Here is a 22,295-nt window from a genome sequence, read left to right as displayed (position 1 = left end):
TCTTGCACGGTTGGGGTGCCGATGCTGACGACCTCTTGGATCTGGGCCCGCTGTTGGTGGGGCCGGAGGTGAGTGTGGTGGCGCTGCGGGCACCTGAACCCCACCCCTACGGCACCGGCCGGCAGTGGTACGGCCTGCAGCCGATCGACTGGAGCCAGTTACCGAGCGCCCGCGCCGCCCTGAAGCTGCGGCTGGAGGAGCTGGCCGGCAGCGTGCCCCTGGCGCGCACGGTGCTGCTCGGGTTTTCCCAGGGCGGCGCCATGGCCTTGGATGTGGGCAGCAGCCTGCCCTTAGCGGGGATCGTGGCCTGCAGCGGCTATCCCCATGAGGGCTGGCAGCCGGGTGCAGCGGTGGCGCCCGTGCTGCTCAGCCACGGCCGGGAGGATCCGGTGGTGCCTTTCGCCGCCAGCGAAGCCGTGCAGGAGCAGCTCCTGGCCGCCGGCCACAGCGCCGAACTGCTCGCATTCAAGGGAGGCCACACCATTGATTCGGCAGTGCTGCCGCAGATCAGCGTCTTTGTGCGCCAGCACCTGACCACGCAGCCATGAAAAAGCCGGCCCCTCGGGACCGGCTGCAAGCGCAAACGCGTCTTCGCTCAAACGAAGGCGTATTCGTATTCCTCCATCTCTTCCCAATCGTCTGCAGCCAGAGCTTCCAGGCCGGCAAACAGAGTGTCCTCACCGATGCGATCCACGATCTCGCGCAGGGAAGGGAAAAGGAAGTGGTTTTCTTCGGCGTACTGGGCGCTGAACAGACCCTTCTCGCCCCAGAAGAAGCGGTCGGTGGTGTGCTCGTTGCGACGCACGTTCAGAATCGCGGGGGGCACGATGCCGCCCTCTGCGATGTAGCGGCGTGCCGCGGTAACGGGCTTGTACTCGCCGGTTTCAAGATTGTGGGTGGCCACATGGGCCAGGACCCGCTGACCCGCCAAACGGCGGCGGCTGATGCGCTTGCGCTTCTTGGACATGGAGCTAAGCCCGGGAGGGCAGGGTGGATGGAGTCGGACGATGAGGACCAGCCACAAGGGCCAGCAGCCTCGGAAACGCCCATACACCTGCAAGCCGGGTGAGCGCCACAACGGCACCGCTCCGATCAGCAGAGGACGCAACTTCCACTGCTGTAGCCTTGATTGCACGGAGATGCAACAAAAGCCGGATGGGCCGATCGCTGCGCCGCCCGAACCCGGACCGCGAGGTATTGGTCGATACCGAGAATCTTAAGACTTTTTCCCAGATTTCGAACACGATCGGGGAAATTTCTGCTGGGCTTGCGCGCTGAGCGGCCTCGATCCCACACCAGTTCCCGCTCAGATGCAGGTCTCCAAGCGGTTTCTGGCGCTGCTCGAGCAGCAGCTAGCCCAATTCACGGATCGGCCTGATCTCCTGGCCCTGGTGGTGTACGTGGCGGTGCCAGAACCGAACGGCCAACCCTCGCTGGTCGCGATTGGCCGCTGGCCCCAGTCCCTGGCCCTCACTGAAGGCACCACGGCGGAAAACAACTCCAGCGTGAAAAGTGGCCGCCGCTGGCTGGCCCTGCGCGACGACACGATGCTGCTCGGCGCCCTGCGGGTGGACGTGGATCGCTGGCCCTGGCCCGGCAGCCTGAGCGAGCGGCTGGAAGCCACCGCCCGCTGCCTCACCGAGGCACTGCGGCTGGATCAGGAACAGCAGCGGCTGGGCCGCGAGCTGAGTCAGCGCGACGACGAGCTGCGGTTGCTGGTGCATCAACTGCGCAATCCTCTGGCGGCGCTGCGCACCTTCGCCCAACTGCTGCGCCGGCGCCTCGATGGCGACGCCCGCAACCTCTCGCTGGTGGACAGCCTGCTGGGAGAGCAGCGCCAGATCAGTCGCTACGTGGAAGCGATCGATCACCTCACCGAAGCCCCGGCTCTGGTGAGCCGCGACACGGGGACGCCCCTGCTGCTGCCGCCAGCGCTGTGCCAGAGCGCGCCGCGGAGCCTCGAGCAGATCCTGCGGCCGCTGCTGGAGCGCGCCGCCGCCACCGCCAATCTGCAAGGGCGCACCTGGCAGGAACCCACCGCTCTGCCCGACTGGCAGGGCGATGGCAGCGCCATCGGTGAAATCGTGGCCAACCTGCTGGAAAACGCCTTTCGCTACAGCCGCAGCGGCGGCGCCATCGGCCTGCACTGCCACTGCAGCGAGCGTCTGGAGCTCAGCATTTGGGACAGCGGCCCAGCGGTGCCCCTGGAGGAGCGGGAGCAGATCTTTGCCAAGGGAGTACGCGGCACCAGTGGTGCAGCCCTGCCGGGCAGCGGCCTGGGATTGGCCCTGGCCCGCGATCTAGCCCGCAGCCTGGGCGGGGAGCTGGAGCTGGTGGTGCCTGCGAGCGAGCTGGATCCGCAACTGCCCGCCGCCGGCAACGCCTTCCGCCTCAGCCTGCCGCGCTCAGCCGCCAGCTGAGCAAGCCCATCAGCAGCAGGCTCCAGCTCACCGTCCATTCCACGCAGGCGCCGTAGCTGTCGCCGCTATGGCCACCGAGACGTCGCCCCAGCTCCAGCGGCACGAGCACCGCCGGCAGCAGCCCCAGCCAACCCAACCACCACCAGGGCCCCACCCCCAGGCCGAAGGCAAGGGCGGTGAGTGCCCCCAACAGCAGCAGCGAAGGCACCAGCTCAGCCCACCACCCCTGCCAATAGCGGCGGTGAAAGGCGGCCGTGCCACTGCCGGGTTCGCGCAGATAAGGAAACAGCTGCATCGCCACGAGCGGCGCGATCCGCCCCCACACCGCGGCCCACACCAACGCCCAGGGCGCCGCAGCCGCCAACAACGCCAACCCGCCGATTCGCACCAACACCAGCTGCAGCAGGGCCTGCACGCCACTGGCCCCCACGCGGCTGTCGTCCATGGCCTCCAGGCGGCGCTGCGGGCCGGCCGCCAGGCCATCGGCCGTGTCCATGGCGCCATCGAGATGCAGGCCGCCGCTGAGGGCACTGCCCAGCGCGAGCACCAACGCCAGCTGCGCCACAAGCCCAGCGCCGGCCAACCCCTGCCAGAGCGCCGCCTCCAGCCCGCCAATCACCAGTGCCACCCAGGGGGCGAAACGGGCGATGCGCTCAAAGCGCGGCGTGACACCAGGCGGCAGCGGCAACACGCTGTAAAAGATCCAGGCGCCGGCCAGATCCGCTAGCCAGGCGAGGCGAAACGGGGCCTTGGCCACGGCCAGCAACGATGGGATCAGCCAATCCTGCTGCCTCGCTGGTGTTCGCGTTCGAGATCACGGCCCACTGCCCGAACACCCGCGCCCGCTGCGGCTGCTTTCACACCCCCCACGGCGTGGTGAACACGCCGCGGTTCATGCCGGTGGGCACCCTGGCCACGGTGAAGGGCGTGACGCCTGCGCAGCTCCAGGCCACCGGTGCCGAGATGGTGCTCTCCAACACCTTCCATCTGCACCTGCAGCCGGGCGAGCAGATCGTGGCCGATGGCGGCGGCCTGCACCGCTTCATGGCCTGGAACGGCCCGATGCTCACCGATTCGGGCGGCTTCCAGGTGTTCAGCCTGGGCGACATCAACACGATCAACGACCGCGGCGTGGTGTTCCGCTCCCCCCGCGATGGCGCCCGCATCGACCTCACCCCCGAGCGCTCGATGGCGATCCAGACGACCCTGGGCGCCGATGTGGCGATGGCCTTCGATCAATGCCCGCCCTATCCGGCCACCGAAAGCGAGGTGGCCGCCGCCTGCCGGCGCACCCACGCCTGGCTTGAGCGCTGCATCAGCAGCCACACCAAGGCCGATCAGGCCCTGTTCGGCATCGTGCAGGGGGGCTGCTTCCCGCACCTGCGCGAGGAATCAGCGCGGGTGGTGAGCTCCATGGGGCTGCCGGGCATCGCCGTGGGCGGCGTGAGCGTGGGCGAACCGGCCGAGGAGATGCACCGGATCGTGCGGCAGGTGGGGCCGCTGCTACCCCACGACAAACCCCACTACCTGATGGGTGTGGGCACGCTGCCGGAAATGGCGATTGCCGTGGCCAACGGCTTCGACCTCTTTGATTGCGTGCTGCCCACCCGCCTCGGGCGCCATGGAGCGGCGCTGGTGGGCGGCGAACGCTGGAACTTGAAGAACGCCCGCTTCCGCCACGACCACACCCCCCTCGATCCCAGCTGCAGCTGCCCGGCCTGCACGGTGCACAGCCGCGCCTACCTGCACCACCTGATCAAAACCGACGAACTGCTGGGCAAGATCCTGCTGAGCCTGCACAACATCACCCAGCTGGTGCGCTTCAGCAGCGCCATGGCGCAAGCGATCCGCGATGGTTGTTTTGCAGAGGATTTCGCTCCCTGGAAACCCGACTCCCCGGCCGCACACACGTGGTAGCGTCCGCCTCTAGCCAACGAACATTCCGGGATGGCCGCCTACGCCCTGCAGACCCTGGCCCAGCTGCCCGAGGCCTATCAGGCCTTTGCTCCCCTGGTGGACATCCTGCCGATCATTCCTCTTTTCTTCCTGCTGCTCGCCTTCGTGTGGCAGGCCTCGGTGGGCTTCCGCTGAACCGCAATCGCAGAGCCAAAGGCGACACCGCCAACTCAACAGCCGTGGCGGCAGGGGTATGACTCCTGCCGCTTTTTGGTGTTCAACCAACCCAGCCAGCCGCTCTCAGCCCCGGCGCAGCACCTCCCAGGCGAAGGCCGGCAACGCCAACATGCGCCGCCAGCGTCTGGGCTCTTGGATCAACCGGTAGAGCCATTCGATCTGCAGCCGCCCCATCCACTCGGGCGCGCGCTGCTTGGTGCCCGACCACACATCAAAGCTGCCGCCTACGCCCATCCACAGGCCCGGCTGCCCGGGATGCAAGCGCTGAATCCACGTCTCCTGGCGCGGCACCCCCAGGGCGACCAGCACCAGATCCGGGCAGGCGTCTTGCAACTGCTGCTCGATGCCCGGCCATTGCTCAGGGTCTTGATAGCCATGGATGGCGAAGGCCAGATCCAGCGCAGGGATCTCGGCCTGAAGCCGCTCCACCAAGCGCTCCATCACGGCGGGGCTGGCACCCACGAGCGCCACTCGCCAGCGATGGGCGGCCGCGTAGACTAGCAGCTGACGGGCCAGCTCAATCCCAGGGCTGCGCCGCACCCGAAAGCCCTGGCGGCCCAGAGCCCACACCACACCGGCTCCATCGGGAATCACCAGATCGGCCTGGGCAATGGCGGCACCGAGCTCTGGGTTCGCCCTGGCCGCCATGGTCATCTCGGCGTTCAGCGTCACGATCTGGCCGCCGCCGCGTTGCTTGAGCTCGAGCGCAGCTGCAAACACGTTGCTGCTCACGGCCACCTGCACGCCGAGCACGGATGTCACCGTCCAGGAGGGCGGCTCAGTGGAGCCACGAAAGCCAGTGCGGGACGCATCCGTCGCCATTGATGCCATCGAGCGCAGGGGCCACACGAGAGAATCTATGGCTGCAGCCCGGTTCCGCCGCGCCCACGATGCTCAGCAGCGCACCCACGGCCAGCCAGGCGACACCGTTGCAGCTCAGCGCCGCCGACGCCTGGCAGCGGCTGCACGAACTCGATGCGCAGATCGATCGGGTGGTGCTGCGGCGCCAGCACCCGATCACCGGCCTGTTGCCCGCCAGCACCGCCAACACCGTGCACGGCAACTACGGCGATGCCTGGGTGCGGGATTGCGTGTATTCGATTCAGTGCGTGTGGGGACTGGCGCTGGCGCACCGCCGGCTGAGCGGCGCCACCACGCGGGTGTTCGAGCTGGAGCAGCGGGTGCTGCAGCTGATGCGCGGCCTGCTCAACGCCATGCTGCGCCAGGCCCACAAGGTGGAGCGCTTCAAGCACAGCCTCGAGCCGCTCGATGCACTGCACGCCAAGTACGACACCGGCAGCGGTGATCCGGTGGTGCCCGACGACGGCTGGGGGCACCTGCAGCTCGATGCCACGGCCCTCTTTCTGCTGCAGCTGGCGCAGCTCACCCGCTCCGGCCTGGTGGTGGTGCAGACCAGCCACGAGCGCGATTTCGTCCAGAACCTGGTGTATTACGTGGCCCGGGCCTACCGGGTGCGCGACTACGGCATCTGGGAGCGGGGCGATAAGGGCAACCACGGCTTGCCGGAGCGCAACGCCAGCTCGATCGGCCTGGTGAAGGCAGCGCTGGAAGCCCTGGAAGGACTGGATCTCTATGGCCCCCACGGCAACGGTCAGTGCAGCCTGCACATCCCCCACGACGCGATCGTGCGCCTGCGCCGCGCCCTCACCGGCCTACTGCCGCGCGAATCGGCCAGCAAGGAAGTGGATGCGGCCTGCCTCTCGGTGATCGGCTACCCCGCCTGGGCCGTGGAGGATCCTTCGCTGGTGGAGCGCACCCGCAGCAAGATCCGCACTGAGCTTGGCGGGCCCTACGGCTACAAGCGCTTTCGCCGCGACGGCCACCAAACCGTGGTGGAAGACCACACCCGCCTGCACTACGAGCGCGAGGAGCTGGCCCAGTTCGAGCACATCGAATGCGAATGGCCGCTGTTTCTGGCCTATGAGCTGATCACCGCCTGCTGCGAAGAGCGCTGGAGCGAAGCCTGGCAATGGCGCGAGCGGCTCAAGCGCGTGGCGGTGGAGGTGGATGGCGTGGAGCTGCTGCCGGAGCTGTATGTGGTGCCGAAGGAGGCAGTGGAGGCCGAGCGCCTCAATCCCGGCAGCCAGCAACGCGTGCCGAACGAGAACGTGCCGCTGCTGTGGACCCAGAGCCTCACCTGGCTCGGGGATCTGCTCCTCCTTGGCCTGCTCAAGCCCGACGATCTCGATCCCAGTGGCCGCCGCCTGAGCTGCCCGCTCGGCGCTGATCAGGTGCTCGTGAGTTTCGTGCCGGCGCGGGAGCACATCGCCGCAACCCTGGAACAAGCTGGCCTGGCGGTGACCCGCCCGGGTCAGGTGGCCATCGCCAGCTCAGCAGAGCTGGGTGAGCGCATGGGCGCTGTGGGCGCCAACACCCACCTGCGCCTCAGCGGCCACCCACCGCTGCGCATGGAAACGATGGTGACGGCTCGGCTTTACCGCCAGGGCGGCCAGCCTCTGGCCTTCCTACCGGCCGTACTCGAAGAGAGCACGTATTACCTCTCCGACGATCCCGAGCTGCTGGTGGATGCGGTGGAGAGCGAGATCAGCCAATTGCAACGCCACTGGCGCGGCGCCGGTGCTCCGGTGCTGCTGATTCCCGTGGAGGAGGGGCCCTTCCAGCGCAGCCCGGATTCATTCCTGCGGCTGGGTGAGCGGCTGCGCAGCGGCCTGGTGAATGGCGTAGCGGTGCAGCTGGCACCCCTGCAGGAGCTGATGGAGCAGGCCAGCTGGGCCGAGCTGCCCGAGCACGCCCAACGCCTGGAGCAGCCGCTCAGCCAACCGGCTCCCACCCTGCTACGAGCCAGTACGGAACAACAACCGCTCACCGCCGAGGAGGAGCAGGAACTGGAGGAGTCGGGCCTTGAGGCCCTCACGGAGCGCCTCTGGCAGAGCCAATCGCTGCCGGAACAGGCCGAACTGCTTGAGCAGCTGGTTCATCGCCTGGGGCTGGCGGCTGAACTGAGCGGCCCGGGCGGCAGCGCCACCCCCCAGGCATTGCTGGAGGAGATCTACCGGCGGGCTCTGGCCGATGCCAACTGGAACGTGGTGCGCCGCTGCGCCGGCTCCCTGGGGCTGGTGCACCCGCAACTGGAGGACGCCCTCACCGATCTGCTCGTGCGCCAGAAGCAGGTGGTGGTGGGGCGCAACTACACCAACGACTCGCTGCTCAGCCAACCCACCGGCAGCCTGGCGATCGCGGCGATGATCCAACGCTTCAGCGGCGAAGACGGCCGCGAATGGATGCTGCAGCAGGAGCTGCTCTTGGCCCTCGATGGCGTCGCCCGGCAGGAGCCGGCCCTGCTCAGCGGCAGCCTCACGCTGCAACTGGGACAACTGCTGCTGCTGCTCACCAGCGAACTGGCCGGCGAGCGCGACCTCAGCCCAATCGAAGCCTTCGAAGCCCTCTGCGATGAACCGCCCCATGCGATTCGCCGCCGCCTGCAGCAGGTGCTGCGCGATGTGGAACACGCCAAGGCGGCGCTGCAGCGCAAGGAGCAGCTGCACGTGAGCGGCCGCGTGCGCTGGGAAGCCCCCGATCCGCTGGAGGAGCTGCCCAAGAGCGGTTGCTGGCTCAAGCACCGGGAGCGCATGGGCGCGCTGCAGATCGTGCCGCGCAACTTCCACCCGGGCATCTGGGAACTGCTGCACCACTGCCGCGGCCTGGTGATCGGCGACAAGCTCGAGCGCCGCAACCGGCTGGAGAGCGCCCTGCTCAAAGAGAAAACCCCGGGCGAGCGCAACTTCGCCACCCACGTGGAGCACCTGCTCAGCAAGATCGAGGCGCCCGAATACCGCCGGCTCTGCATTGAAACGCTGATCACCCTGATTGCGTTTGTGGATGCCAACCCCCAGGTGCGCTTCGACGACGACCTGGCCCTCGATGTGGTGATCGGCCACGCCGTGCGCGTGGGCTGGCAGCAGCAGCACCCTGAGCAGCCGGCAGAGGATTACCCCACCCACAAGGCCGAAGCCTGGGATGGCTTCTACCGCTCCTCACCGGCCCAGTGCCGCCGCTGGCAGCTGCTGGCCCTCAAGGAACTGGCAGAACTGCAGCCGGCTTAGATCGGTTCAGCAAGGGTCATGCAGAGCGTGGGTTGCTCCACGCACTGCTCGATCAGATCCGCCAGCAGCAGGGCGCGAGAAGCCTGGGGGCCATCCACCGCCGGCTGCTCCAGGCCGCGCACGCACTGGAGGAAGTGCTCAAGCTCGGCCACCAGCGGATCCACCGGCGAGGTGCTCACCTCTTCGATGAAGCCGTCGTTGCGGTAGAGAAGCTCGCCGTGATCGGCCGAGAACGAGAGCTGAGTGCGGCGGTGGATCTGCAGGCTGCGGTTGAGGAAATCTGTTTCCACCAGCGCGCTGCGGCAGTGGGCCGAGAGACTGCGGATCTTGCGGTGGGCCATCTTGCTGGCCGTGAGGCTGGCCACCACACCATTGGCAAATCCGAGGGTGGCGTTCACATAATCGATCGGCCCCTCGGCGCTGCGGCCACCAGCCGCCGCGAGGCGCACCACCTTCGAGCCGGCCAGCTCAAGCACCAGATCGATGTCGTGGATCATCAGATCGAGCACCACCGACACATCGTTGGCGCGATCAGGGTTGGGGCTGTGGCGGCGCGCTTCCAGCACCACCACCTCCTCATTGGCCACCACCTTCACCAGCTCGCGGAAGGCGGGGTTGAAGCGCTCGATGTGACCCACCTGCAGCAAGCGTCCGGCCTGCTCGGCAGCGGCGCTGAGCTCCGTGGCCTCTTCCTGGGTGGCAGCGATCGGCTTCTCGATCAACACATGCACACCGGCCTTGAAGCAGGCCATGCCCACGCGGTGGTGCAGCAGAGTGGGCACGGCGATGCACACCGCCTCCACCTCGCCGAGCATCTCCTCGTAACTGGCGAACCAGCGGCAGCCGAATTGCTCCACCGCCAGCTGCCCGCGGGCGGGATCGGGATCCGCCACTCCCACCAGCTCGGCATCGCGCAGCAGGCTGAGCACCCGGGCGTGGTGCCAGCCCATGTTTCCGATTCCGATCACTCCAACGCGAACCGGCTGCATGGCGCTGGCGATCTGACGCAGAGATTATCGACGATGAGCGGCCGTCACCACGGGCCTCAGTTGATCAACTCTCCTCAGCCTCCAGACCCACCGCCTGTCGGGTGATCTCCACCCGCTCGATGCGCGGCCCGTCCATCGCCATGATCAGAAACTGATGGCCCTTCCAGCGCAGGCTCTCGCCCGGAGCAGGGATGTGCTGAAGCCGCTCCAACAAAAACCCGGCCAGGGTGTGGTGCTCATCGGATTCCGGCAGCTGCAGGCCCAGTTCGCGGTTGAGCTCGTAGATCTCCAGATCACCCGCCACCAGCCAGCTGTGCTCCTGCAGCTGCTGGAGATCATCTTCCGGGTTTTCGGGGTCTTCCTCGTCGCCCACGATCTCGCTGGTGAGGTCGGAAATGGTGACGAGGCCTTCAGTGCCGCCGTGCTCGTCGACCACCACCAGCAACGGTTCACCGCTGCGGATCACCGGCAGAAGCTCTGCCAGGGGAGTGGTTTCCTGCACCTTGGTCACGGGGGTGACATAGGGCGCCAGGGGTGAATCGCTGCGCAACAGCCCCTTGGCGATCGGTTCGGCCAGGCGACGCAGATCAAGCAGGCCGCGCACGTCGTCGAGGGAGCTGCCGATCACGGGGAAGCGGGCGTGGTGAGTGCTGTGCACCGCCTCCATCAGCTCGGCGAAGCGCACCTCCAGCGGCAGGGTGACCATGCCGGAGCGGGGCACCATCACCTCACGCACCTGGGTGTCGCGCAGGGAGAAGAGGCCCTCGAGCATGTCGCGCTCATCGGGCATCAACCCGATCACGCTGTTGGATTCGATCAGGGTTTCCAGTTCCCCGGCCGAGAGCGCCGGCACGAGCTCATCCCAGTTGCGCGGCAGCCCCAGCAGGCGAAGCAGGCCATTACCGAACCGCTCCAACACCGCCAGCAAAGGGCCGAGGCTGCGCATCACCGCCTCAAGCACAGGTGCCAGGCGCAGGGCGGAAGCTTCCGGGCGGTGCAGCACCCAGGCCTTGGGCACCAGCCCACCGAGCAGCGTGGCCAGAACCACCAATGCCAAAAAGAGGAGCCCATCCAGCCAGGCCTGGCCCAACCAGGTGCCGGCAGGCCCCGAGCCCCAGCGCTCCGCCAGGCCCCGGCCCGTCCAGCCCAGAGCCAGCAATGCCAGGGTCATGCCCAGTTGCGTGGTGACCAGTGCCCGCCGCAGGCGGCGCTGCAGACGCGCCACCGCCGTGGCGCCCCGCTCGCCATCGGCCTCGAGCAGCTGCACCCGGGTAGGCCGCAGCCGGATCAACGCAAATTCCGAGGCAGCGAAGAAGGCCAGCAGGAGCAGCAGGGCCGCCGGTGCCAGGAATCGCATCGGGTTCAAATGGGGGTCGCGAGGATCGAACTCGCCTAAGGCGGATTATGAGTCCGCTGCATTCACCAGATTGCTAGACCCCCGGGTGTGGTCAAGCCGTGGCGTGATCTAACCACAACCAGCGGGATCACCACAGGCCCCGGACCAGCCGCGAGCCCGGGTGCGGCCAGCTGGGCTGGGCGCTCTGAGCATTGCAGCTCCCTTGGGGCAGGCCCTGGCAGAAGCCGTTGTTCACATCGGCAGTACGCCAGGGCATGGGGTTGCTCTGCTGTTCGAGCAGCACTTGATAGGTGTTTTCCAGAGCCGAGCCGTCCCACACGATCGTTTGATCGGGGAAGCCGAAGCCCATCACCTTGGTGCCATCACCACCACCCATGGCGATGCCGAGGATGTCGGTGATCTGGTGGGTGATGTCGATGCCGCGGGCGTAGGGAGAGGTGTAGCTGTAGAAGCGGCGCTCCACCAGCTGCGGGGTTGTAACGACCGGACCGCAACGCGTGACCTCCACCGGGCCGGAAGCGTTCATGCCACTAGGGCCGGAGCCAGCCAGAGGAGCCTCCAGGGTGGTGGTGCACACCACAGGTCCAGCCCCGGCAGGATGTGCACCAGGGCCGAAAGCCAGCAGGGCTGGGGCCAGCAGCGGCCCAGGTGCCAGCGCCCTAAGCACCGAACAACGCCAGCCCATCAATCGCCCGCAACACACGCTGGGCGCAAACTAGACAGCTCAACCGCCTGATGCCAGAGGCATGACCCAGCTGCCAACCCTTCCCAAGGCCAGCGCTGAGCAACGTCAGCTGTTGCTGCGTCTTCTGGCGGAGCGGGCATACCGGCACGGCACCTTCACGCTGGCATCGGGCCGCAGCAGCAATCACTACGTGAACTGCAAGCCGGTGAGTCTCAGCGGTGAAGGGCTGGCATTGCTCTCAGCCCAGATGCTCGAACTGGTGGAACCCGAGGCCGTCGCGGTGGCCGGCCTCACCCTCGGGGCGGATCCACTGGTGAGCGGCGTGGCGGTGGCCGCAGCCCTGAGCGGCCGCGCCCTCGACGCGCTGATCGTGCGCAAGGAAGCGAAGGGCCATGGCACCGGTGCCTGGCTCGAGGGCCCCCTGCCTGAGCCCGGCAGCTGCATCACCGTGCTGGAAGACGTGGTCACCACCGGCGGCTCCTCGCTCAAGGCGGTGAACCAACTGCGGGAGGCGGGCTACACGGTGAAGCGGGTGGTGACCATTGTGGATCGCCAGGAAGGCGGGCTGGACGCCATGACCACTGCCGGCCTGGAGCTGCAGAGCCTGTTTCTGCTGGAAGAGGTGGCCGCCGTATCCGCCGCGAGCCGCTCATGAGTCTCACCGGCCCGGCCCGCTGGAGCAGCGCGATCAGCCGCATCCGGCTGGAGGGAGCCGATGCGCGCCGCTTTCTGCATGGGCAGAGCAGTCAGGCGATCGAGCTGGCCGCCAGTGGAGCCTGCCTGCCCACCTGTCTGATCAGCCCCACCGGCCGCATGCGCGCCCTGGCGCTGGTGCGGCCCGACGACAGCGGCGCTGACCTGCTGGTGATCGCCGGCGATGGTGCCGCGGTGCATCAGGCCCTCGATCGCGTGCTGTTCCCAGCCGATCGCGTGAAACTCGGGCCTGTGGAGGCCGCCACGCTGGTGCGCTGGATCGGGGCGACTGCGAGCGAGAACGCCCTGCAGCTGCTCAACCCTGGCGTGGATCTGGGGGCGGGCGCGGCACAACCGGCCTGGCTGCAGCAACCGGGGGAGCCCTTGCCCGCCTGGCTGGAGGCCCTGCCCGAGCTGAGCGCTGAAGCGGCGGAGCAGCTGAGGCTGCGCCAGGGATTCCCCGCCGTCCCCGGCGAACTCAACGACAGCACCAATCCCTTCGAGCTCGGGCTCGCGCCCTGGGTGAACCTCAACAAGGGCTGCTACGTGGGCCAGGAAACCTTGGCGAAACTGGCCACCTACGACGGCGTGAAACAACAGCTGCGCCACTGGCGCGGCGGAGCGGCCGGCTCTTGCAGCCCCGGAACCACCTTGGTCACCGCCGCCGGTGAGCGGGCCGGGGTGATCACCTCAGCCTTGGCCGGTGCCGATGGTCCGGAGGGTCTGGCCCTGGTACGCCGCAGCGCGCTGGACGCGGAGGCGCTCTTTCCCGCCTGCGCTGACGGCACAGCCAGCGCAGACATGGCGCTGCAGATCAACGTGCCAACAGGTTTCGTGGCGCCTCCCGTGGGTGCGGGCGGCCTCAGCTGAAGCTCAGGGCGGCGGCGCGTCGTCCTGCTCCAGCAGCCAGTGGGCCACAGCCCAGGTGGCCAGAGCGTCGTCGTGGTTGTAGTGGAAGATCCGGCGCAGGTTCTGGTGTGAGCCGCGGCCCCTGGGCCCATCCCCGCCCAACCGCCAACGCCGCCACCACAGCAAGGCCCGCGCCCCATCCACCCCCTGCTGCCGCCAGCGAAAGCCCAGCCAGCTGGCCGTGGCCTTGAGGCCATAGCTGTTGGTGGGCATCCACCAATGGCGCCGCAGCCGCAGGTGCACATCCAGCATCCGGCTGCGCAGTTTGGCGATCTGCCGCTCCTTGGCGCCCTGGCGCTGGGCCAGCCGCACCAAGGCCAGCAGCTCGGTTTCGCCGTAGTGGAGCACCGGCCAGTCGGGATAGGCAGCCAGCAGACGCTGCAACCGCTGCCAGAGCCGTGCCTCCCCGTGTTCCTGCAGAGCCAGCAGTGGGTGATACGGCGCCTCTGCCGCCATCGCGGCGGTGGGCCAGCGCCCCTCTCCATCCCGCGGCAATCGCACAAAACCGTGCAGGAAATCGTCGCGGGCGTCGGGGTCGGATTCGATGTCGTAGATCAGCACCCCCGGTGCCGCGGCCAGCTCCGGCAAGGCTGCGCTGGGATCACGCCGCAGCGGCACGCCATCGCGTTGCACCCGCGCCTGGGTCACCAGTTGCCCAGCCACCTCCGCGTGCTGCTCGCCGTGCACCAGCAAGGCCTCGGCCAGTTGCTCAGGCTCAGCTGTCGCCAGCTGTTCGAGCCGATGCACCCCCAGCCCCAGCAACATGTCGCGCCGTTTGGCGCCGATACCGCTCACCTCGCTGAGATGCCCCTCGGCGGCTGCCACCTGATCACAGGCGCCGCGCCAGCTGCAGAGCACACATTTCTTGCGGTCAGCCACCAGTGGCGGCGGGGAGGAGCGGGCCAGATCCCCCGCCAGACGCTCCAGCGCCTCATCCAGCTGGCGGGGCAGGCTGGCGGTGAGGTTCAGGGTTTCCTTCTCCAGGCCTCGGCCCGCACCGCTGAGCACCAAGCCGTTGGCCACTGACGCCTGTTGCTCTCCCTCCAGCAGCCGGGCCCAGAGCGCCAACACCACGCGGTGCTCTCGGGTGGTGCGGCGCCCCTGGCGGAACATCACCGGCCGGTAGGCATGGGCTCCCCAGCGGCTGCTGCCTTGAACCCGCTGCAGCAAAGGGGGGTGCGCTTCCACTGCCAGCCCGCCCACCTGGCCTCGCAGCCGCAAACCCACCACAGCTGGCGCTCCAGCGGAGGCGGCCGCTTCGCCGTGCTGGGGCTTCTGTGCAAACAGGGTGGAGAAGCTGCGGCGCTGCTCATCCAGCTGCAGCTCGCGATGGGCCGTCCACAGCCGTTGATCCGGGTTGCCGAACTGATCCAGCCAGGCGCGGCGCTTGCAGCGCAGCCAGCTGCGCAACAGCCGGTCGTTGAGCGGGATCTCAGTGGGCACAGGCTTCACGCTAAGTGGCCGTCTGGCCTGCCGGCACCCGCGCGCCCGCAGGGGGGCAGGCCGGCTGCTAGCACCACCGGTATCGCCCTGTACCTCTGCCCCGATGGCTGCGTCCGCGCCCCTGCCCCTGGAGGCCAGCCCGATCGCCTTCGGCACCGATGGCTGGCGCGGCATCCTCGGGGTGGACATCACCGTGGAGCGCTTGCTGCCCGTAGCGGCAGCCGCAGCGCGGGAGCTGGAGTTTTCGGCACCGAAAGGGCTGAGCAGCCGCGAGATCGTGATCGGCTACGACCGCCGCTTCCTGGCACCGGAGCTGGCTGAAGCGATCTGCAGTGCCGTGCGCGGCGCTGATCTGGTGCCCGTGCTGGCCGAAGCACCAATTCCCACCCCCGCCGCCAGCTGGGCGGTGGTGGAACGCCAAGCGCTCGGAGCGCTGGTGATCACGGCGAGCCATAACCCGCCGGAATGGCTGGGCCTCAAGATCAAAGGCCCCTTCGGCGGATCGGTGGAGGGCGAGTTCACCAAGCGGGTGGAGACCAGGCTGGAGGCTGGCGGCATCACGGTGCCGATCCCTGGTGAAACCCTGCGCTTCGATGCCATGGGCACCTACCTGGCCGGCCTGAAGGCCAAGGTGAACACCGCTGCCCTGAGCGATGGGCTGCAGCGGCTGGGCCTGCAGGTGATCGTGGATCCCATGCACGGCTCCGCCGCCGGTGGCCTCAGCCGCCTGCTGGAGGGGGCCGCCGCCAGCGATCACCTGCGGGAAATCCGCTCCAACCGCGATCCCCTGTTCGGCGGCAATCCCCCCGAGCCCCTCGCGCCCTATCTCCAGGAGCTGATCGCGGAGGTGCGCGCCTCCACCCTGGCTGGCCGCCCGGCGGTTGGCATCGTGTTCGATGGCGACGGCGACCGCATTGCGGCAGTGGATGAGCACGGCCGCTTCTGCAGCACCCAGCTGTTGATGCCCCTCTTCATCGACCACCTGGCCCGCGCCAAAGGGCTGCGCGGCTCGGTGGTGAAAACCGTGAGCGGCTCCGATCTGATGCAACTGGTGGCCGAGAACCTGGGCCGCCCGGTGCTGGAGAAAGCGGTGGGCTTCAAGTACATCGCCGCCGAGATGCTGGCCAGCGAGGTGCTGGTAGGCGGCGAAGAATCCGGCGGCGTGGGTTTCGGCGCACACCTGCCTGAGCGTGATGCGCTCTACGCGGCCCTGTTGTTGATTGAGGCCTTGGTGGAGGGCGGCAAGCCTCTGGGCGAGCGCGTGAGTGAACTGCAGGAGCGCTGCGGCGGCGCGGCCGCCTACGACCGCCTTGATCTGCGGCTGCGCGACATGGCGACCCGCCAGCGCCTGGAGCAGTTTCTGGCGACTACCCCGCCCGATGAGGTGGCCGGCGCAGCAGTGCAGGAGGTGATCACCACCGATGGCGTCAAGCTACGCCTGGGGCCCAGCCACTGGCTGATGCTGCGCTTCTCCGGCACCGAACCGCTGCTGCGTCTCTACTGCGAGGCCCCCGGCGAGGCCCGCGTGGCCGAGGTGCTCACCTGGGCGCGCCAGCTGGCGGAGGGCATCTGATGAGCCAGCCCATCACCCTGGTGATCGCCAGCGGCAACGCCGGCAAGGTGCGCGAATTTGGCGCCCTGCTTGCGGAGCTTGGTCTGAACACCCAACCCCAGCCCGAGGGCCTGGACGTGGAAGAAACCGGCAGGACGTTTGCCGAGAATGCCCGGATCAAGGCGGAAGCCGTGGCCCGCGCCACCGGCTGCTGGGCCCTCGCCGACGATTCCGGCCTGAGCGTTGACGCCCTCGGCGGCGCCCCCGGGGTGCACTCCGCCCGCTATGCCGACACCGACAGCGCCCGGATCGAACGCCTGCTGCGTGAACTGAACGCAGCAGGCGCCCACACCCCGGCAAGCCGCAGCGCCTACTTCACCGCCGCCCTGGCTCTAGCCAACCCCGCCGGCGAGCTGGTGCTGGAAGTGGAAGGACTCTGCCCCGGCCAGATCCTGGAGGTCCCGCGCGGTGAAGGCGGTTTCGGCTACGACCCGGTGTTTTGTGTACCGGAAGTGGGCCTCACCTTTGCCGAGATGCCCCACAGCCAGAAGGCCAACCTGGGCCACCGGGGACGGGCGTTTGCGGCGCTGAAACCACGGCTGCGAGACCTCCTCAATCAGGTCAATCAGGTCAAGCAGTAATCAAGAGCCAAGCTCACGGAGCTTTCCGGCTCCCGCGCCTCATCCGGATTGAAACCGTTGCGGGCCGCCATCGCGTACGGCATGGGCCGGATCGGGCCACCACCGCGCTGATCGATGCGCAACAGCTGCACTCGCCGCAGGCCGAGGGCATCAGCCGTGCTCTGGGCCTGGCGTTGCCCCTCCGCCAGGGCCTCACGCAGCAGACGCGTTTGCAGCTGGGCTGCGCTGCCACTCGCCGCCTCCGCCGTGAACCCGCGCAGCGTCAGCCCCGGCAGGCGCCCCGCCACCTGGATCAGGGCGTTGTAGTTGGCCTTGCTCACCTCACCGGACACCGACGTGCTCGCCTGCTCGCGCACCGGCCCGGCGCCACCGCCACCGCTGCGGTAAGTGGAGGGGGCAGGGATCGTGAGCTTGCCGAGGGCCAGGGGCGACACAGCCTTGCGCACGGCAGCCAAGCGGACATTGAGCTGATCGAGGGCCGCGGCCTTGGTGGGGGCCTCCGCCTCTAGGCCGAGATTGAAACGGAAGCGGTCAACGCTGGCGGTGCCCTGTTGCTGCACTTGCAGTTGCAGCAACGTGCCATTGCAGGGCAACGCTTGCGCCCGTGATGCACCGGGGGCCACCAGCGCCAGAGCTGGTCCCATCCCTAACGGCAACAGACTGAGCGCAACGGCAGCGGAACGCAGGGTGGGCATGGCGGCCTGAATCACTCCCCTGGGTCTAACGGCGCTGCCATATGCACATGCAACCCAACCGCAACCGGTGTGCAACCAGATGCAACCGAGCCGCTTTAGATCACCGCACTTCAGCGCACGCCGAGATCCCCAACGGCAGGCCGCCACTGCTGCAGCCGCCAGTCCACCCCACCGCTGAGCACCATCGGGTCCTGCTGCACGAGCGCCTCCGCCTCGGCATAACTCGGAGCTTCCACCAGCAACAACCCGCCGCCCCCAGGCTGACCCCCGCCATCCACCAAGTAGCCGCTGCTGATCACCACACCCTCCTGTCGCAGCTCTTCCACCCAGAGCCGATGGGCAGCAAGGTGAAGCTTCATGGCGCTGTAGGGGCGCAGGAAGGTCTCCTGCTTCACAAACCAAGGCACCGCGAGCGAGCGGGGGCAGCCCCCATGCTGTTCAGGCCGGCGCCCAGCTGCCGTGCAGGCCATGGGGCACCGCCAGCGGCAGCTCCAGCACCGCCACCTCCGCCAGCGACGCCGCATCGAGGATCACCAGATCGCTGGCACAGCGGGCACCGTTCCACACCAAACACAACACCCAGCCGTCGTCTTCGGCACTGGCGCCCGGCCGGGGCACCATCAGCGGCTCGCTCACGAAGCCTCGCGGCGCGGCACTCCACACCCGGCCCTCACCGGTGCTGAGGTCGAGCTTCTTGATCGCCTGCAGAGGATCGTTGCCGCGCTCCCGCTCGGCGACTGCCATCCAGCTGGTGCGGGCTTCCAGGCCCTGGCGCTGAGGGTTCACCATCGCGAACTCGCAGGTGCGCGCCTCGAGCAGCTCCTTGCTCACCGCACCCGTTTCCAGATTGATGCGGCAGCGCACCAATTGGCCAGCTGGGATCGTCTCGAAATCCACCTGGCGGAAGTCCACGTCAGGCCCGATGGAGGGGAAGTCGTCGTAATAGATCGAATCCACCACCAGCTCATCGCCCTGCTCAAAGGCATTGAGGTGGTGGAACACAAAACCCTCCGGCGCCGCGATCTGTAGGGGCTTGCCTTCGCCGCTGCGGGGAATCAGCCAGAACTGTCCCTGCTCGCCGGGCTTCGACGACAAACACTGCGCCGCGCCCTTTTGACCCAGCACGAAGCCGGTGGGGTTGAACGCCACGGCGTTCTGGAGGAACACCGCCCAGTTGGGGGTGATGGCGAAGTCGTGCAGGAAGGCGAAGCCCTTGAAGCTGTGGCGGCTATCGGCCAGGAGCTCACCGTCGCTGGCGAACTCCATCAGCCGGATCGTGCTGCGCGGGCCCGCCTTGACCCCAAAGGTGACCATGCGTGGGGCACCGTGATGGCCGGGATCGAAGCGGGGGTGTGCGCTGAAGGCCTCGCCCCTCTTGAGCACACCATCCAGCAAGCTCAGGCCGCGGGTCTCGAGGCTGTCTGGATCGAGGGCATGGGGTTCGGCCGCCTCCCACAGCGCCAGCAGCTGATCACCCAGACGCACCACATGGGTGTTGGCAATGTTCTTGAGGCGCAGATCGAAGGCGTTGGCCACGGCGCCGCCGGGCTTCTGCGTACCGAACACGCCGCGATACAGAAACTTGTCGGCCAGCTCCTCGGCCTGCCAGCCCTCGGTGCGCACGAAGCGATTGCGCAGCTGCGCCTTGCCCCCGGCAAAGCGCAGGGCGGTGATCATGCCGTCGCCATCAAAGGGATGATGCACCCACTGGCCGCCACGCTCCAAGCGGCCAGGGCCGTTGCGATACAGCGTGCCCACCAGCTCGAGCGGGATAGCACCACGGGCCGCGGTGAGCTCCACCCCATCCAGCTCCACGCCCACGTTGCGAAACGCGCTGGCCCAATCAGCGCGGTCGTAGGCCGGGGCAGCAGCGGGAGCAACGGTCATCGGGGGAGGGCGTTTCGCAACGTGGGCGCGGACCCCGATCATCGCGTAACGGAGTGTTACGGCGGCGGGCGACTCCCCCGGGGGGCTCAGGCGCCGGCCCGCTCCAGCACTCCCTTGCTGCTCGGCACCGCACCGGCCCGGCGCGGATCGATCTCGGTGGCCAGGCGCAGCGCCCGGGCGAAGGCCTTGAAGCAAGCCTCCACGATGTGGTGCGAATTCACCCCGTCCAGCTGGCGGATGTGCAGGGTGAGGCCGGAGTTGTTCACCACCGCCACGAAGAACTCCTTCACCAGCTCGGTGTCGTAGGTGCCGATCTTCTGGGCCGGGATCTGCAGGCCGAAGCTCAGGTGCGGCCGGCCGCTGCAATCCAGCGCCACCTGCACCAGCGCCTCATCCAGCGGCGCCACAAAGTGGCCAAAGCGATGGATACCGCGGCGATCGCCCAACGCCTGGGCCAGGGCCTGACCGATAGCGATGCCCACGTCTTCATTGGTGTGGTGATCGTCGATATGGGTGTCGCCCACCGCGTTCACCTCCAGGTCGATCAGCCCGTGGCTGCTGATCTGATGGAGCATGTGATCCAGAAACGGCACGCCGGTGCTCGCCTGGCAGCGACCGGTGCCATCGAGGTTCAGCTGCACGCGCACATCGGTTTCACCGGTGACGCGGTGGATCTCGCCGCTACGCATGTCGATCACCGGAGGAGGAGCACTGGATCGGAGATTTCGATCATGCCCGGGCGCAATACGCCAAGGCGACCTAGGGTTCAAGGGAACTTATCGGCCAGATCGATGTCAAAAGCTCAACTTATGGCTTTTCTGGCCAAGGCCGAAACCAACCCCGCCATCCAGCAGCGCATCGATGCTGCTGCCGATGTGAGCGCTGTGGTGGCCATTGCCCGCGAGGAGGGCTTCCTGTTCTCGGCCGCCAGCCTGTCGCGCCACCAGCGGGGTTGAGCACCCTTGCTCACATACCGGTGATGCAGTAGCCGGCATCCACGTAGATCACCTGGCCGGTGATGCCGGAAGCCAGGGGGCTGGCCAGGAACGCAGCGGTGCCGCCCACTTCCTCCTGGGTCACGGTGCGGTGCAGCGGGGCCTTCTCTTCCACGTTGTGGATCATGTCGAGGATGCCGCCGATGGCCGAGCTGGCCAGGGTGCGGATCGGGCCGGCGCTGATGGCGTTAACGCGCACTTGCTTGTCAGCGCCCAGCTCGGCCGCCAGGTAGCGCACGGACGCCTCCAGGGCTGCCTTGGCCACACCCATCACGTTGTAGTTAGGGATAGCCCGCTCAGCGCCCAGATAGCTGAGGGTGATCACGCTGGCGCCCTCATTGAAGAGCGGCTTGGCGTGGCGGCACAGCGGTGCCAGGGAATAGGCGCTCACTTCAAGAGCGCGGGCAAAACCCTCGGGGGAAATATTGGAGTAGTCGCCCACGAGTTCGTCTTTGCCGGCGTAGGCGAGGCAATGCACGAGCACATCGATCGAGCCCCACTGCTCCTTCACCCGGGCAAACACCGCCTCGATCTGAGCCGGATCCTGCACATTGAGCGGCTCAAACAGGGTGGGGGCCAGCGGTGCGGTGAGGTCGCGCACCTTGCCTTCAAAGCGACCCTTCTCATCGGGGAGATAGGTCACGCCCAGCTCGGCGCCGGCGGCGTGCAACTGCTGGGCGATGCCCCAGGCGATCGACTTGTTGTTGGCGATGCCCGTCACCAGGGCCTTCTTGCCGCGCAGATCGAGGAGCATGGGGAGAAACGACGCCGGGGCGCTTGCGATCCGGGGATTCTCCCCCAGCCACGGCCACCGGCCCCAACCGGCAGGATCGGCACTCGGATTGCTCCACCCTGTGGCCCCTGATTCCTTTGCCGGCGTTGCACTCGCCTGGGCTGATCAGCCGGGCGACTTGCCGCGCCGCTTCGAGAGCCGCCAAGCCCTGGAGGCGGAGCTGCGCCACTTGTTTCCAGCCGCTGAAGGCAACCTCAGCCCGATCCGAGGCGGCCGCCGCCAGGCCGAGGCGCTGCTCAGCCGCATCCAGCCGGCGCGCTACTCCAAGGGGCGCAACTTCCTCGATGGGCCTGTCACCCGCCTGTCGCCCTACATCCGCCATGGGGCGCTGAGCCTGGCGGAGGTGCGCGATGCCGTGTTCACCCGCCTGCAGGCCCCGGGTGGCGGCGGAAGGCAGGCCGGCGAAAAGCTGATCAATGAGTTGGGCTGGCGCGACTACTGGCAGCGCCTCTGGCAGCAGCTGGGCGATGGCATCTGGCGCGATCAAGAGGAGTTCAAAACCGGCCATCACCCCGGGGCCTACAGCCCCGAACTCCCGGCCGACGTCGCCGAGGGTCGTACTGGCCTGGCCTGCATGGATGGCTTCATCACGGAGCTCCACGAGACGGGCTGGCTGCACAACCACGCCCGCATGTGGCTAGCGGCCTACCTGGTGCACTGGCGCCGAGTGCGCTGGCAGGCCGGCGCCCAGTGGTTCCTACGCCACCTGCTCGATGGCGATCCGGCCAGCAACAACCTCAGCTGGCAATGGGTGGCCAGCAGCTTCAGCCACAAGCCCTACTTCTTCAATCGGGGCAACCTTGAGCGCTACAGCGGCGGCACGTTCTGCCGAAGCTGCCCGCTGAGCGAGCAAGGCTGCCCGTTCGATGCCAGCTACGAGCAGTTGGAGGCGGAGCTGTTCGCGCCCATGCCCAGCCTTCGCGCGGGCAACGACCGCAGCCGCGAGCGCCGCGATCCCCGCCGCCAGGGATCTCCCGCCGCCGCTGCGGCCCTGAGTCGTCCCACCCGCCGCCACTGA

The 22,295-nt window shown here is 67.9% G+C and carries 23 protein-coding genes and 1 tRNA gene; 11 read left to right on the top strand and 13 right to left on the bottom strand.

Annotated features, from left to right (window positions below):
* Positions 1–2 precede the first annotated feature (2 nt).
* Complete coding sequence (locus ACIQ2E_RS00590; protein WP_398324651.1) at positions 3–548, top strand: alpha/beta hydrolase; 546 nt, start codon at positions 3–5, stop codon at positions 546–548.
* A 47-nt stretch (positions 549–595) separates the two neighbouring features.
* Here ACIQ2E_RS00590 and ACIQ2E_RS00585 read toward each other — a convergent pair whose 3' ends face one another.
* Entirely contained in the window at positions 596–967 is a 372-nt protein-coding gene (locus ACIQ2E_RS00585) for a DUF3155 domain-containing protein (protein ID WP_398324648.1), read from the bottom strand.
* Positions 968–1,310: 343 nt separating this feature from the next.
* Between ACIQ2E_RS00585 and ACIQ2E_RS00580 the strand changes: the two genes are divergently transcribed.
* Positions 1,311–2,420 carry a sensor histidine kinase gene (locus ACIQ2E_RS00580; protein WP_398324645.1) on the top strand — a complete coding sequence of 370 codons (1,110 nt, stop codon included), beginning with the start codon at positions 1,311–1,313 and terminating at the stop codon, positions 2,418–2,420.
* Here the strand turns inward: ACIQ2E_RS00580 and ACIQ2E_RS00575 are convergent.
* Positions 2,392–3,186, bottom strand: coding sequence for an adenosylcobinamide-GDP ribazoletransferase (locus tag ACIQ2E_RS00575; RefSeq protein ID WP_398324642.1), 795 nt, complete (start codon positions 3,184–3,186; stop codon positions 2,392–2,394). The genes ACIQ2E_RS00580 and ACIQ2E_RS00575 overlap by 29 nt on opposite strands.
* A gap of 32 nt (positions 3,187–3,218) precedes the next feature.
* Between ACIQ2E_RS00575 and tgt the strand changes: the two genes are divergently transcribed.
* Positions 3,219–4,337 (top strand): tRNA guanosine(34) transglycosylase Tgt, encoded by a 1,119-nt coding sequence (gene tgt, locus ACIQ2E_RS00570; protein ID WP_398324639.1) that lies wholly within the window; start codon positions 3,219–3,221, stop codon positions 4,335–4,337.
* A 30-nt stretch (positions 4,338–4,367) separates the two neighbouring features.
* Positions 4,368–4,511, top strand: coding sequence for a photosystem II reaction center protein K (locus tag ACIQ2E_RS00565; RefSeq protein WP_010312123.1), 144 nt, complete (start codon positions 4,368–4,370; stop codon positions 4,509–4,511).
* 105 nt (positions 4,512–4,616) lie between these two features.
* Here ACIQ2E_RS00565 and ACIQ2E_RS00560 read toward each other — a convergent pair whose 3' ends face one another.
* Entirely contained in the window at positions 4,617–5,306 is a 690-nt protein-coding gene (locus ACIQ2E_RS00560) for a WecB/TagA/CpsF family glycosyltransferase (RefSeq protein ID WP_398324657.1), read from the bottom strand.
* A 137-nt stretch (positions 5,307–5,443) separates the two neighbouring features.
* Here ACIQ2E_RS00560 and ACIQ2E_RS00555 point away from each other — a divergent pair, with 137 nt between their 5' ends.
* Complete coding sequence (locus ACIQ2E_RS00555; RefSeq protein WP_398324635.1) at positions 5,444–8,638, top strand: glycoside hydrolase family 15 protein; 3,195 nt, start codon at positions 5,444–5,446, stop codon at positions 8,636–8,638.
* Here ACIQ2E_RS00555 and ACIQ2E_RS00550 read toward each other — a convergent pair.
* From ACIQ2E_RS00550 to ACIQ2E_RS00535, 4 genes are all read right to left on the bottom strand, one after another.
* A complete protein-coding gene (locus ACIQ2E_RS00550) occupies positions 8,635–9,627 on the bottom strand; it encodes a Gfo/Idh/MocA family oxidoreductase (RefSeq protein ID WP_398324632.1) in 993 nt (330 codons plus the stop codon). The genes ACIQ2E_RS00555 and ACIQ2E_RS00550 overlap by 4 nt on opposite strands.
* A 64-nt stretch (positions 9,628–9,691) precedes the next feature.
* Complete coding sequence (locus ACIQ2E_RS00545) at positions 9,692–10,984, bottom strand: hemolysin family protein (protein ID WP_398324629.1); 1,293 nt, start codon at positions 10,982–10,984, stop codon at positions 9,692–9,694.
* Between the two features lie 10 nt (positions 10,985–10,994).
* A tRNA-Ile gene (locus ACIQ2E_RS00540) sits at positions 10,995–11,067 on the bottom strand.
* 44 nt (positions 11,068–11,111) lie between these two features.
* Positions 11,112–11,669 carry an Occludin/ELL family protein gene (locus ACIQ2E_RS00535; protein WP_398324626.1) on the bottom strand — a complete coding sequence of 186 codons (558 nt, stop codon included), beginning with the start codon at positions 11,667–11,669 and terminating at the stop codon, positions 11,112–11,114.
* 61 nt (positions 11,670–11,730) lie between these two features.
* Between ACIQ2E_RS00535 and pyrE the strand changes: the two genes are divergently transcribed.
* Together pyrE and ACIQ2E_RS00525 are read left to right on the top strand one after the other, a co-directional pair.
* The gene (pyrE, locus tag ACIQ2E_RS00530; RefSeq protein WP_398324623.1) at positions 11,731–12,324 is read left to right on the top strand and encodes an orotate phosphoribosyltransferase; all 594 of its coding nucleotides are present in this window, start codon (positions 11,731–11,733) and stop codon (positions 12,322–12,324) included.
* Positions 12,321–13,232: a YgfZ/GcvT domain-containing protein gene (locus ACIQ2E_RS00525; protein WP_398324620.1), complete on the top strand. Its 912-nt coding sequence runs from the start codon at positions 12,321–12,323 to the stop codon at positions 13,230–13,232. The genes pyrE and ACIQ2E_RS00525 overlap by 4 nt, the downstream gene beginning before the upstream one ends.
* Positions 13,233–13,235: 3 nt before the next feature.
* Here ACIQ2E_RS00525 and ACIQ2E_RS00520 read toward each other — a convergent pair whose 3' ends face one another.
* Positions 13,236–14,714 carry a TM0106 family RecB-like putative nuclease gene (locus ACIQ2E_RS00520; protein WP_398324617.1) on the bottom strand — a complete coding sequence of 493 codons (1,479 nt, stop codon included), beginning with the start codon at positions 14,712–14,714 and terminating at the stop codon, positions 13,236–13,238.
* Between the two features lie 103 nt (positions 14,715–14,817).
* Here ACIQ2E_RS00520 and ACIQ2E_RS00515 point away from each other — a divergent pair, with 103 nt between their 5' ends.
* Both ACIQ2E_RS00515 and rdgB read left to right on the top strand, forming a co-directional pair.
* Positions 14,818–16,287, top strand: coding sequence for a phosphoglucomutase/phosphomannomutase family protein (locus tag ACIQ2E_RS00515; RefSeq protein WP_398324615.1), 1,470 nt, complete (start codon positions 14,818–14,820; stop codon positions 16,285–16,287).
* On the top strand, positions 16,287–16,907 hold the full coding sequence (rdgB, locus tag ACIQ2E_RS00510) for an RdgB/HAM1 family non-canonical purine NTP pyrophosphatase (RefSeq protein ID WP_398324612.1): 621 nt from the start codon (positions 16,287–16,289) through the stop codon (positions 16,905–16,907). Before ACIQ2E_RS00515 ends, rdgB begins: the two co-directional genes overlap by 1 nt.
* On the opposite strand, the gene ACIQ2E_RS00505 is transcribed toward rdgB, so the two are convergent.
* The 4 genes from ACIQ2E_RS00505 to hisB form a co-directional block, all read right to left on the bottom strand.
* Positions 16,892–17,602, bottom strand: a complete 711-nt coding sequence (locus ACIQ2E_RS00505; protein WP_398324609.1) for an SIMPL domain-containing protein — start codon at positions 17,600–17,602, stop codon at positions 16,892–16,894. The two genes, rdgB and ACIQ2E_RS00505, sit on opposite strands and share 16 nt — an antisense overlap.
* Before the next feature lie 110 nt (positions 17,603–17,712).
* Positions 17,713–18,009, bottom strand: a complete 297-nt coding sequence (locus ACIQ2E_RS00500; RefSeq protein ID WP_398324606.1) for a YciI family protein — start codon at positions 18,007–18,009, stop codon at positions 17,713–17,715.
* 31 nt (positions 18,010–18,040) lie between these two features.
* The gene (locus tag ACIQ2E_RS00495; RefSeq protein WP_398324603.1) at positions 18,041–19,489 is read right to left on the bottom strand and encodes a carotenoid oxygenase family protein; all 1,449 of its coding nucleotides are present in this window, start codon (positions 19,487–19,489) and stop codon (positions 18,041–18,043) included.
* An 86-nt stretch (positions 19,490–19,575) separates the two neighbouring features.
* Positions 19,576–20,178 (bottom strand): imidazoleglycerol-phosphate dehydratase HisB, encoded by a 603-nt coding sequence (gene hisB, locus ACIQ2E_RS00490; protein ID WP_398324600.1) that lies wholly within the window; start codon positions 20,176–20,178, stop codon positions 19,576–19,578.
* 102 nt (positions 20,179–20,280) lie between these two features.
* Between hisB and ACIQ2E_RS00485 the strand changes: the two genes are divergently transcribed.
* Entirely contained in the window at positions 20,281–20,445 is a 165-nt protein-coding gene (locus ACIQ2E_RS00485; protein ID WP_296444008.1) for a Nif11-like leader peptide family natural product precursor, read from the top strand.
* 10 nt (positions 20,446–20,455) lie between these two features.
* On the opposite strand, the gene fabI is transcribed toward ACIQ2E_RS00485, so the two are convergent.
* Positions 20,456–21,238, bottom strand: coding sequence for an enoyl-ACP reductase FabI (gene fabI / locus ACIQ2E_RS00480; protein WP_398324597.1), 783 nt, complete (start codon positions 21,236–21,238; stop codon positions 20,456–20,458).
* A gap of 100 nt (positions 21,239–21,338) precedes the next feature.
* Between fabI and ACIQ2E_RS00475 the strand changes: the two genes are divergently transcribed.
* Entirely contained in the window at positions 21,339–22,295 is a 957-nt protein-coding gene (locus tag ACIQ2E_RS00475; protein WP_398324594.1) for an FAD-binding domain-containing protein, read from the top strand.

Source organism: Vulcanococcus sp., from assembly GCF_044369115.1.
Lineage (GTDB): Bacteria > Cyanobacteriota > Cyanobacteriia > PCC-6307 > Cyanobiaceae > Vulcanococcus.
This window is presented reverse-complemented; position numbering and strand designations above follow the sequence as displayed.

Excerpts from the sequence above, each read along its gene's own strand:
- ACIQ2E_RS00545 (WP_398324629.1), bottom strand. The coding sequence starts at position 10,984 with ATGCGATTCCTGGCACCGGCGGCCCTGCTGCTCCTGCTGGCCTTCTTC.
- ACIQ2E_RS00485 (WP_296444008.1), top strand. The coding sequence starts at position 20,281 with ATGTCAAAAGCTCAACTTATGGCTTTTCTGGCCAAGGCCGAAACCAAC.
- hisB (WP_398324600.1), bottom strand. The coding sequence starts at position 20,178 with ATGCGTAGCGGCGAGATCCACCGCGTCACCGGTGAAACCGATGTGCGC.
- ACIQ2E_RS00585 (WP_398324648.1), bottom strand. The coding sequence starts at position 967 with ATGTCCAAGAAGCGCAAGCGCATCAGCCGCCGCCGTTTGGCGGGTCAG.
- ACIQ2E_RS00580 (WP_398324645.1), top strand. The coding sequence starts at position 1,311 with ATGCAGGTCTCCAAGCGGTTTCTGGCGCTGCTCGAGCAGCAGCTAGCC.
- fabI (WP_398324597.1), bottom strand. The coding sequence starts at position 21,238 with ATGCTCCTCGATCTGCGCGGCAAGAAGGCCCTGGTGACGGGCATCGCC.
- ACIQ2E_RS00525 (WP_398324620.1), top strand. The coding sequence starts at position 12,321 with ATGAGTCTCACCGGCCCGGCCCGCTGGAGCAGCGCGATCAGCCGCATC.
- ACIQ2E_RS00515 (WP_398324615.1), top strand. The coding sequence starts at position 14,818 with ATGGCTGCGTCCGCGCCCCTGCCCCTGGAGGCCAGCCCGATCGCCTTC.
- rdgB (WP_398324612.1), top strand. The coding sequence starts at position 16,287 with ATGAGCCAGCCCATCACCCTGGTGATCGCCAGCGGCAACGCCGGCAAG.
- ACIQ2E_RS00535 (WP_398324626.1), bottom strand. The coding sequence starts at position 11,669 with ATGGGCTGGCGTTGTTCGGTGCTTAGGGCGCTGGCACCTGGGCCGCTG.
- ACIQ2E_RS00550 (WP_398324632.1), bottom strand. The coding sequence starts at position 9,627 with ATGCAGCCGGTTCGCGTTGGAGTGATCGGAATCGGAAACATGGGCTGG.
- ACIQ2E_RS00565 (WP_010312123.1), top strand. The coding sequence starts at position 4,368 with ATGGCCGCCTACGCCCTGCAGACCCTGGCCCAGCTGCCCGAGGCCTAT.
- ACIQ2E_RS00495 (WP_398324603.1), bottom strand. The coding sequence starts at position 19,489 with ATGACCGTTGCTCCCGCTGCTGCCCCGGCCTACGACCGCGCTGATTGG.
- ACIQ2E_RS00555 (WP_398324635.1), top strand. The coding sequence starts at position 5,444 with ATGCTCAGCAGCGCACCCACGGCCAGCCAGGCGACACCGTTGCAGCTC.
- pyrE (WP_398324623.1), top strand. The coding sequence starts at position 11,731 with ATGACCCAGCTGCCAACCCTTCCCAAGGCCAGCGCTGAGCAACGTCAG.
- ACIQ2E_RS00505 (WP_398324609.1), bottom strand. The coding sequence starts at position 17,602 with ATGCCCACCCTGCGTTCCGCTGCCGTTGCGCTCAGTCTGTTGCCGTTA.